Genomic DNA, 9170 nt, shown 5'->3' with positions numbered 1-9170 from the left:
ACGCGACAAGAAATCAAACCCATTGCACCGTAGAGGATTCACCCCATGAGCAAGATCGAAAAAGTCCTGGCCACCGGCAAAACCCACACCACTGCCAGCGCTGCCGGCAACACGTCCCGCGGCCATAACGGCACCCTCGACATCACCCTGTCGACGCCGGGCAATGCCAAGCCGGCCCACGTATTCGCCGCGACCCAGCCACACCCGACTGCCGAGCAACTGTTCGCCGGTGCATGGTCGGCTTGCTACACCGCAGCGGTCGGTCTGGTGGCGAATGACTTGAACGTGGTGCTGCCGGCGGATCTGTCGGTCGACATCGAAGTCGACCTGGGGCAGGGCGGTGCGGAGTACTTCCTTCAAGCTCGACTGACGCTGCGTGTACCGGGCCTGTCGCACGAGATCGCGACGACGCTGGCGCACACTGCCGATCAGATCTGCCCGTACTCGAAAGCGACCCGCGGCAACATCGACGTGGCGCTGAACGTCATCACTGTTTAAGTCTTTTTTTAATCTCACAAATATCGCGTGCGATAACAGCGCATACGCAAAAATATCTTAAGGTAATCATCATGAGCAAGATCGAAAAAGTACTGGCCACCGGCAAAACCCACACCACCGTCAGCGCCGCCGGCAAGACCTCGCGCGGTCATAGCGGGAGCCTCGACATCGTGCTGTCGTCGCCTGGCAGCGCCACACCGGCACACGTGTTCTCCAACACCCAGCCGCACCCGACCGCCGAGCAATTGTTCGCCGGCGCCTGGTCCGCCTGCTACACCGCCGCCGTCGGACTGGTGGCCAAGGACCTGAACGTGACACTGCCGGTGGATACGGCAGTGGAGATCGAAGTCGATCTGGGCCAGACCGGCCAGGCGTACTTCCTGCAGGCTCGATTGACCCTGCGCGTACCGGGCCTGTCAAACGAGATCGCAACGAAGCTGGCGCACACTGCCGACCAGATCTGCCCGTACTCGAAAGCCACCCGCGGCAACATCGATGTGGCACTGAACGTCATCACCGAGTGATGCAACAGAACTCGCCGGCACCACGGGGCTGGTGCCGGACGAGTTCACGCCATTGCAAAAGCCGGTGGTGAAACTGCGCAACAACCGGATCAAACCGATGGAATCAGACGGGCATTGTTGCCAGTGGCATAAACGGTGGATCTTTGCTTTAGTCCACCTGTGGCTGGCCTGCGCGTGCAGCCCTCAATGCAAACGGGAGCCCCGCCCGGAGAGTCCCATGAATCCTCGATTTCCGCCTTTCGCCGCATGGGTGGTCGCGCTCACCTTCGGCGCCTTGTCTTGCGCCGATGCCGTCGAGTACAAAAACGTCAATGCGACCGCCAGCACGCTTTCGTTCACTTACAACCAGTTCAGTTCGCGGGTCTATGGCACGTTCCGCAAATTCGAAGGCACGCTGGATTTCGACACCGCAAACCCTTCAGCGGCCCACGCCTTGCTCACGATCCAGCTCGACAGCATCGATGCCGGCAGCAGTGACGCCAACGAAGAATTGAAAAAGCCAGCCTGGTTCGACATTGCGAACTCGCCGGTGGCGACGTTTGAGTCGACCGGTGTGAAATCATTGGGTAACAACCGCTACTCGATCACCGGCAAACTCACACTCAGGGGCATCACCCGCGTGGTGAAAGTGCCCGTGCAGTTGAAGGCCGAGAACGCCATCGGCATCTTCGATGGCCAGCTGACGCTCAAACGCAGCGATTTCAAAATAGGCGAGGGCGAGTGGGCGGACACGGTGGTTTCCGACGATATCAACATCCGCTTCCGCATGGTTGCGCCGCAGCAATAGGGTGCACGTCGCGGCTTTAAGTCGCTTGCCTTGTCATGGTTTCAAAGCCACGGTTTAGTGTTGTTGCTTCTGGCCTCTTCGCGAGCAGGCTCGCTCCCACAGTGGGCCTTCGGCGTACACAGATTTCGTGTTCACTGAAGATCTAATGTGGGAGCCTGCTCGCGATGAGGCCCGAACAACCGGCACAGCTGCCAACTGACACCCCCCTTCGGTCACTCCAGCACGTTATGATACGCACGCCCGTCCGCCCCCAGAGTTCAGAGCCTCAATGCCCCAGATCACCCACTTCAAAACCCCGTGCCCCGAGCCCGTCTCCAGCCAGATCCTGCAGATGGTGGTCGACAACCTGACCGACATCAGCATGGTCGCCATCCCGCCGAGCAACCTGTTGTACAACGTGTACCAGTACGCGATCGGCTATGAGGTTCACCTCTATCTGGAGGCGCTGAGCGGGGCGAAAGGGATTGCAGTGGAGTTGATCGTCGCGACGGACGTGGATGATCCGGAAACCGTCATCGGCTTCTTGCTGTACCTGCCGGTCAAGGACGATCCCGAGGCGTGCGGCGTGGCGTACATGGCGGTGCAGGCCGGTCATCGGCGTCAGGGCGTGGCGCGCAAGATGCTGCGGGAAATGGTCGGTCGCTACCCGCATGCCGAGCTGACCTGCGCTGTTGCCAAAGTGCCGTGGTTTGAGTCGATGGGGTTCCAGGTGGTGGGCGTGCGCGGTACTCAGGTGCTGATGAACACCCGCGATCATCGCTCCGGCGGTTTGATGGGGCTGCTGGATGTGGCGTCAATCTACAGCTCGCTGGAGGTGCGGCAGATTCATACCTATCTGCTGCAAAAGCACGGCAAGCGCGCGATGCTCGATGCAGAGAAACAGCGGGACCGGCATCTGGATCAGCTGACGTACAAGGCCAATGAGTTTGTCCGCGAGCACACGGGCAAACTCGGTTAACTGTGGGAGCGAGCCTGCTCGCGATGGCGGCGGGCCAGTCGATGTAAATGGTGGATGACCCACCGCCATCGCGAGCAGGCTCGCTCCCACAGTTGTTCTGCATTCACTCAGGCGGTTCGGCCAGCGTTCAAGAAAGCTTCACGTTCATGGTGATCCGCGCCGTGAACACCTTCCTGCCTTCGACGTCGAGAATGTCCACCGGCACGATCTTGTCGCCTTCCGTGGTCCAGTCGACGCCACCCCCATCAGCCACTGCCGTAACGTCGGTTTTTGCTTTCGCCAGGTACTCGACCGTCATGCCTTTTGGAATCCAGCGTGCGCCTTCGGGAATCGACACGTCGGTCATCATTCCCGCCGCCAGTTCAGCCGCATTGCACATGGCAATGGCGTGCACGGTGCCCAGGTGGTTGGTGATTTCCCTGGCGAACGGCACCTGCACTGTCGCGGAGCCTTTTCGCAACTCCGTGACCAGCGGATTGATGGTGCTGAAGTAGGGCGCAACCTGGCAGGCCATTTTGCTGAAGGCTTGCGGGCCGGCGCTGTTAAACATGCTGAGAAACTGACTCATTTTGAACCCTCACTGATGATCGGATTATCAGAATATTGTTCTGTTACAGAATATTGTTCTGTGACGGAACAGTATTCTGTCGACGGGAAATCTGTCAACCTAGTCCCACGTGTCCGATGGCCGTCACCTGCCTTCACCATTGATTTTTTGGGACTGTTTTGAGCATGGAAACGTCAGATTTACTCGAGCGCTGCTACCCCGGAAGACGCGCTGAACTCAAGCGAGATATTTTTCGAAAGGCCCTCACGCTGTTCAACGAGCAGGGGATCGAGGCCACGACCATTGAAATGATCCGCGCCGAATGCGACACCAGCGTGGGCGCGATTTATCACCACTTCGGGAACAAGGAAGGTTTGGTGGCCGCGCTGTTTTTCACCGCCCTGGACGATCAGGCCAGGCTGCGCGACAGCTATTTGAGCGACGCGAAAACGACGCAAGAAGGCGTGTATGCGTTGGTGCACAGTTATGTGGATTGGGTCGACAGCCAACCCGATTGGGCGCGCTTCCAGTACCACGCGCGATTTGCCGTCACCAAAGGGCCTTTCAAGGACGAACTGACTGCCCGCAACAAGGCGCGCAACAAGCAACTGTTGGAATGGCTGTCGGCTTCGGCCAGAGGCGACGAGTTGAAAGGCTCTCCGGCCGAATTGCTGCTGTCGCTGATCATTGGCCAGGCAGACAACTATTGCAGGACATGGTTATCAGGCCGGGTAAAGGGCAGTCCGAAGGTGTACAGGGACAAGCTTGCACAAGCGGCGTGGCGATCGATTTCCGGCGACTGATCAGTACAAAGCCCGGTCAGATGCCGGGCTTTTTCCTGTCTGGAATTCGTGCACTTAAAAAAGAGCCTCAAGGCTCTTTGATGGGGAGGAAGTAGAGCCCTTGAGGCTCAAGATGCACGTGAAACAAGCGGTGAGCTTGGTAGGGGTTCAGATCACTCACCACCTACGCAACCGCTGAGTTGAGCAAACAAACGGCTGCGTAGAATCATCGTAGGAAGATGAGGTTTGGCACTCAAGTACCGCTAGTCGCATCCGTGCCAGCCCTGCCACGCGCGCATCTTTCAACCATTGCGACGATGGTTTCGAACAGCTCGTCCTGCGCCTGTCCGGCGCTGATTTCGCCCGTCGCGGCAGCGTGGGACAAGGCTTCCACCGCACCGAGCATGGCCCGCAAACCCGCTGCCGTGATCTCACCCGCGCCAGCGAAGGGGACGAGGGCGGATCGGCATTTGTTCAGGAAGATCGCTTCGTACTCGCGCTTGATCTTCTCCAGTTCCGGCGAGCTGGCCAACGCAGCGATCACGCCGATGAAAACGCAGATCGACTACGGGATTTTTGATTACTGCGGTGCGCAGGTGTTGACGTCCGAACTGCTGCTGGAGTCGGAAATCCAGGACCCGGCGGTGCATCTGGACGCCGCACGAGCCTTGGGGCTCAAGCTCCTGACGGCGTCCGGACATCCCGATTCCGTTATGCCTGTTCGCCCGGCCAGCCGGCTCGACGCAAGGCTTTGAGCAGCGTATCGGCGTCCAGTCCCGGCACCGCATGGCCATTGCCCTCGGCGGTGTCGGAGGCCAGCAGGGCATTAATGATCGCTTCCTCCACGGCTTCGGTGGCGGCCAGGAATAACTCGCTGATGTGGTCGTTGTTGACCATGCTCAGGTTGTCTGTTGTCGGCGCCTTCTTGCTTTCATAAGCAGCGGGTGGGACATCGTTGCCGGTGGCGAACGCGATGAAGATGTCGCCGCTATGGTCTTCGTTACCGCCGCCGGTGCGCGCGAGGCCGAGGCTGGCGCGCTGGGCGAGGCGGGTGCATTGATGCGGTAACAACGGCGCATCGGTGGCCAGGCAAACGACGATCGAACCCATGCCCGGATGGGGCAACGAGGCCTTGAGAAATGGCGAGTCAGCCTTTTCCATGTAGCGCCCGACCGGGTAACCGTCGACGCGCAATTCGTTGCGGATGCCGTGGTTGGCCTGGACGATGGCGCCGACGGTCCAACCGCCCTGGGCGCTGCTCAGGCGTCGCGAAGCGGTGCCGATGCCGCCCTTGAATTCGTGACAGATCATGCCGCTGCCGCCACCGACTGCGCCTTCGGTCACTGGCCCGCCTGTTGCCGTGCGCAGGGCTTCGGCCACATGCTCGGGCTTCACGTGAAAGCCATTGATGTCGTTGAGCAAGCCGTCGAAGGTTTCCAGCACCACCGGCATGTTCCAGTAAAGTCGTCCGTCGTCGGGTTGCTGTTCACGGTCCAGCACGATCAGCGCATCGCGCACCACACCCAGGCTGTGGGTGTTGGTGAAGGCGACCGGACTGGTCAACAGACCGGCTTCGCGAATCCACTCAAGACCGGTCGCATCGCCGTTGCCGTTGAGTACATGTACGCCGGCGAAGCACGGCTGCTCACTGGTGGAACCGGCGCGCGGCTCGATCACGGTGACGCCGGTCAGGATGTCGCGGCCATTCGCGCTGCGGCCCCGCACATTGCTGTGGCCGACCCGGACGTCGGGTACATCGGTGATGGCATTGAGCGGGCCAGGTTGCAGTTGGCCGAACTGGAGGTTCAGGTCACGGGCACGTGGTTTCATGGGTTCTCTCATCTTCAATTCGTGGCAGAAAAAAGTGGGTAAGGTTGGACGCGGACCCTGTGGGAGCGAGACCGGCTTGCCGGCGATGGCGGTGTGTCAGGCAAAGATGATGTCGACCGACACTCCCTCTTCGCCGGCAAGCCGGTCTCGCTCCCACAGGTTTTTGCGGTGGTTCACTGACCGTTTTTGACTTTGCTCCAGATCCGCGTCCGCACCCGCTCGGTGGCCGGCGGCAGCGGCTGAAGGGTGAACAACGTGGCCAAGGCCTCGGCGGACGGATACACCGCCGGATTGTTGCGGGTCGCTTCGGCCACCAGTGGCGTGGCGCTGCGGTTGCCGTTGGGGTAGTTGAGGTGATCACTGACCGGGGCAATCACTTCAGGGCGCATCAAGTAATCGATGAACGCCAGCCCTTGCTCCGGGTGCGGCGCATCCTTGAGCAACACGAGGGTGTCGAACCACACCGGCGCGCCTTCCTTCGGCAGGCTGTAGGCGATCTTCACGCCGTTGTTGGCTTGCTCGGCGTTGGTCTTGGCTTCGAGCATCGCGCCCGACCAACCCACCGCCACGCAAATGTTGCCGTTGGCCAGGTCGCTGATGAACTTCGACGAGTTGAAGTAGGCGATGTGCGGACGCAGTTTGAGCATCAGCGCTTCAGCTTTCTTGTAGTCCTCGGGGTTGGTGCTGTTGGGCGACAGACCGAGGTAGTGCAGGGCGACCGGCAGCATCTCGGACGGCGAGTCGAGCATGGCCACGCCGCACTGGCCGAGTTTGGCCAGGTTGGCTTCGTTGAACACCAGCTCCCAGGAATCCACCGGCGCCTTGTCGCCCAGCGCGGCGCGAACCTTGTCGATGTTGTAGCCGATGCCGTTAGTGCCCCACAGGTACGGTACGGCGTACTGATTGCCCGGATCGTTGTTGGCCAGTTTCGCCAACAGATCAGCGTCCATATTTTTGAAGTCAGGCATCTGCGCATGGGGCAGGGGTGCGAGTGCGCCAGCCTTGATCAGGGTCGGCAGGCTGAAGTTACTGGCCACCACCACGTCATAGCCGCTGCGGCTGGTGAGCAGTTTTCCTTCCAGCACTTCGGCGCTGTCGAAGGTGTCGTAAACCGGCGAGATTCCCGTGTCGCGCTTGAAGTCGTGCAGGGTGTTGGGGCCGATGTAGTCATACCAGTTGTAGACGTGAACCGTCGGGCCCTCGGCAGCCACCGCCGACAGCGAGACGCACAAACAGGCGCTTAGCCCAAGATTGATCTGTTGACGGGGACGACTCATGATGCGGCACTCCTGGCCTGCTGCAGGCCGGTGATGAACAGGTGCTTGCAGCGTATCGGCGGGCCGGGGACACACCCACTCCCATCATGGGTTACTCGAAAGGGGTAGAGCGTGGACGCGTTGCTGAAGGAATTGCCGGTGCACCAGGGCCTGGCGCGGGTGTTTGGCGCGTTGGGGCAGGACGGTTTCTGGCGCGCGCTGGTCGACACGCTGCGGCTGCTGGTGCCGCTGGACAACGCCTTGGTCGCGGTGATGACGCCTGGGCGAGTGCCGCGCCTGCTGATTGATTTCGACACCAGGGGCAGCGGCAACGAACCTGAAGAACTGGCCGACTACAGCGCCGGCATGTACCTGCTCGATCCGTTTTATCAGGCGGCCTGCGCCGGCATCGCCGACGGTTTGCACAGCCTCGAATCGGTGGCCCCCGACCAGTTTCAGCAGAGCGAGTACTACCTGAGCTACTTCCGCACGGTGGTGGGTGGTGATGAGTTGCAGTTCATGATCAACGCCGAAGGTGCCGTGCTCGGTTTGTCACTGGGTCGCTCGACGCGCTTTACCCTGGAAGAGCAGGGCCGTCTGCTCTGTGTGCGTGACTGGGTGTTGGCCGCGATGCGCCGTCACCTGCAATGGATGCCACCGGAAGGCCCGGCCACCGAGGCCGTGGCCGGGGATCTGGCGACCCTGCTGGATCGCTTTGATGCGCGTTTGACGGTGAGGGAAATCGAAACGGCGCGGCTGATTCTTCAGGGCTTCTCCAGCAAGGCGATTGCCCAGCAACTGGGGATCTCGCCGGAAACGGTGAAGGTGCATCGGCGCAACGTCTATCACAAGCTCAATGTGAACGGACATGGGGAGTTGTTTGCGTTGGTGTTGCGGCCGCGTTGATTGGGTACATCTCAGAAATATTGATCGACTGTCAGGCCGCCTTCGCGAGCAAGTCGAATCGTCGCACCGCCGCTCCCACATTTGACCGCATTCCAATGTGGGAGCGAGCCTGCTCGCGAAGGCCGCGACTCGGTCTCACTGCCGAAACACCAACGCCTTCAACCCACACTCGACATCCGCATCCGGAAACTCCGGCGGGTTCTCCAGCCGTTGCTCAAACCGCAGGCTTGGCGCTTCACGCATCACACCCTCGATGAGGAAATCCGCACCAAACGCCGGGTCATTCATGCAGGCCAGAACCGTGCCCTGCGGGCTGAGCAATTCCGGCAACCGACGCAGCACGCGCTGGTAATCCTTGGTCAGCAAAAAGCTGCCTTTCTGAAACGACGGCGGGTCAATGATCACCAGGTCATACGGGCCCTTGCCGATCACCTTGCCCCAGGATTTGAACAGGTCGTGTCCGAGAAAACTCACCTTGCCCAGGTCGTGCCCGTTGAGCCGGTGATTGTCGCGGCCACGGCTCAGGGCCGGGCTGGACATGTCCAGGTTGACCACGTGTTCCGCGCCCCCCTCGATGGCCGCCACCGAAAAACCGCAGGTGTAGGCAAACAGGTTCAACACGCGCTTGCCCTGGGCATTGGCGCGCACCCAATCGCGGCCGTAGCGCATGTCGAGGAACAGCCCGGTGTTCTGCTTGCGACCCAGGTCCACACGATAACGCAGGCCGCCCTCGGTGATGGTCATGTCCTCGATCACTTCCCCGACCAGCCATTCGGTGGTGCTTTGCAACAGATAACGATGCTGCAGCGCCAGGGTATGCGCACCGGATTGCGTCCACTCGGGCGACCGGGTGATCTCCATCAGCCGCTGTTTCAACGCATCCAGCTGCGCCGCTTCAGGCTCCTTGAACAGCGACACCAGCACCACGCCCTGCAGCCAGTCGACGGTCAGTTGCTCCAGACCCGGCCAGCATCGACCGCGACCGTGGAACAGTCGGCGGGTTTCTTCCGGGGCTGCCGCCAGGGCTTTGAGCAAATGGTCCTGGAGGGTGGAAAGCGCTTCTGAATTCATCGGGTCGGGTC

Annotated in this window: 10 protein-coding genes and 2 pseudogenes; 7 read left to right on the top strand and 5 right to left on the bottom strand. The window is 60.7% G+C overall.

All coding sequences use genetic code 11. The features are described from left to right. Positions 1 to 45 precede the first annotated feature (45 nt). The 4 genes from ACA066_RS17325 (at position 46) to ACA066_RS17310 (ending at position 2767) form a co-directional block, all read left to right on the top strand. A complete protein-coding gene (locus ACA066_RS17325) occupies positions 46 to 498 on the top strand; it encodes an Ohr family peroxiredoxin (RefSeq protein ID WP_497695911.1) in 453 nt (150 codons plus the stop codon). 71 nt (positions 499 to 569) lie between these two features. Next, positions 570 to 1022 (top strand): Ohr family peroxiredoxin, encoded by a 453-nt coding sequence (locus tag ACA066_RS17320; protein WP_497695910.1) that lies wholly within the window; start codon positions 570 to 572, stop codon positions 1020 to 1022. Between the two features lie 217 nt (positions 1023 to 1239). Beyond that, positions 1240 to 1809, top strand: a complete 570-nt coding sequence (locus ACA066_RS17315; RefSeq protein WP_497695909.1) for a YceI family protein — start codon at positions 1240 to 1242, stop codon at positions 1807 to 1809. A gap of 268 nt (positions 1810 to 2077) precedes the next feature. Beyond that, positions 2078 to 2767, top strand: coding sequence for a GNAT family N-acetyltransferase (locus ACA066_RS17310; RefSeq protein WP_497695908.1), 690 nt, complete (start codon positions 2078 to 2080; stop codon positions 2765 to 2767). Between the two features lie 127 nt (positions 2768 to 2894). Here the strand turns inward: ACA066_RS17310 and ACA066_RS17305 are convergent, their stop codons facing one another. Next, entirely contained in the window at positions 2895 to 3335 is a 441-nt protein-coding gene (locus ACA066_RS17305; protein WP_497695907.1) for a hotdog fold domain-containing protein, read from the bottom strand. A 164-nt stretch (positions 3336 to 3499) separates the two neighbouring features. On the opposite strand from ACA066_RS17305, the gene ACA066_RS17300 reads away from it, so the two are divergent. Further along, a complete protein-coding gene (locus ACA066_RS17300; RefSeq protein WP_497699900.1) occupies positions 3500 to 4117 on the top strand; it encodes a TetR/AcrR family transcriptional regulator in 618 nt (205 codons plus the stop codon). A gap of 232 nt (positions 4118 to 4349) precedes the next feature. Here the strand turns inward: ACA066_RS17300 and ACA066_RS17295 are convergent. Further along, a pseudogene (locus tag ACA066_RS17295) lies at positions 4350 to 4643 on the bottom strand (TetR/AcrR family transcriptional regulator); the annotation flags it as partial. 1 nt (position 4644) lies between these two features. Between ACA066_RS17295 and ACA066_RS17290 the strand changes: the two are divergent. Further along, positions 4645 to 4851 (top strand): annotated as a pseudogene (locus ACA066_RS17290) (flavodoxin family protein); the annotation flags it as partial. On the opposite strand, the gene ACA066_RS17285 reads toward ACA066_RS17290, so the two are convergent. Further along, positions 4808 to 5926, bottom strand: a complete 1119-nt coding sequence (locus tag ACA066_RS17285; RefSeq protein WP_497695906.1) for a DmpA family aminopeptidase — start codon at positions 5924 to 5926, stop codon at positions 4808 to 4810. The pseudogene ACA066_RS17290 and the gene ACA066_RS17285 overlap by 44 nt on opposite strands. A gap of 173 nt (positions 5927 to 6099) precedes the next feature. Then, positions 6100 to 7203: a polyamine ABC transporter substrate-binding protein gene (locus ACA066_RS17280; RefSeq protein ID WP_497695905.1), complete on the bottom strand. Its 1104-nt coding sequence runs from the start codon at positions 7201 to 7203 to the stop codon at positions 6100 to 6102. A 111-nt stretch (positions 7204 to 7314) separates the two neighbouring features. On the opposite strand from ACA066_RS17280, the gene ACA066_RS17275 reads away from it, so the two are divergent. Next, positions 7315 to 8088, top strand: a complete 774-nt coding sequence (locus ACA066_RS17275) for a helix-turn-helix transcriptional regulator (RefSeq protein ID WP_497695904.1) — start codon at positions 7315 to 7317, stop codon at positions 8086 to 8088. A gap of 135 nt (positions 8089 to 8223) precedes the next feature. Here ACA066_RS17275 and ACA066_RS17270 read toward each other — a convergent pair whose 3' ends face one another. After that, entirely contained in the window at positions 8224 to 9159 is a 936-nt protein-coding gene (locus ACA066_RS17270; RefSeq protein ID WP_497695903.1) for a class I SAM-dependent methyltransferase, read from the bottom strand. Between the last annotated feature and the right edge of the window lie 11 nt (positions 9160 to 9170).

It is taken from the genome of Pseudomonas sp. LBUM1651 (assembly GCF_059716135.1).
Note: the sequence above shows the minus strand (reverse complement) of the source record. Positions and strands in the feature narration are given on the sequence as shown.

What these genes read in the sequence shown, in the direction of transcription:
- ACA066_RS17285 (WP_497695906.1), bottom strand. Translation starts at nt 5,926, where the DNA reads ATGAAACCACGTGCCCGTGACCTGAACCTCCAGTTCGGCCAACTGCAA.
- ACA066_RS17320 (WP_497695910.1), top strand. Translation starts at nt 570, where the DNA reads ATGAGCAAGATCGAAAAAGTACTGGCCACCGGCAAAACCCACACCACC.
- ACA066_RS17305 (WP_497695907.1), bottom strand. Translation starts at nt 3,335, where the DNA reads ATGAGTCAGTTTCTCAGCATGTTTAACAGCGCCGGCCCGCAAGCCTTC.
- ACA066_RS17315 (WP_497695909.1), top strand. Translation starts at nt 1,240, where the DNA reads ATGAATCCTCGATTTCCGCCTTTCGCCGCATGGGTGGTCGCGCTCACC.
- ACA066_RS17270 (WP_497695903.1), bottom strand. Translation starts at nt 9,159, where the DNA reads ATGAATTCAGAAGCGCTTTCCACCCTCCAGGACCATTTGCTCAAAGCC.
- ACA066_RS17325 (WP_497695911.1), top strand. Translation starts at nt 46, where the DNA reads ATGAGCAAGATCGAAAAAGTCCTGGCCACCGGCAAAACCCACACCACT.
- ACA066_RS17310 (WP_497695908.1), top strand. Translation starts at nt 2,078, where the DNA reads ATGCCCCAGATCACCCACTTCAAAACCCCGTGCCCCGAGCCCGTCTCC.
- ACA066_RS17280 (WP_497695905.1), bottom strand. Translation starts at nt 7,203, where the DNA reads ATGAGTCGTCCCCGTCAACAGATCAATCTTGGGCTAAGCGCCTGTTTG.
- ACA066_RS17300 (WP_497699900.1), top strand. Translation starts at nt 3,500, where the DNA reads ATGGAAACGTCAGATTTACTCGAGCGCTGCTACCCCGGAAGACGCGCT.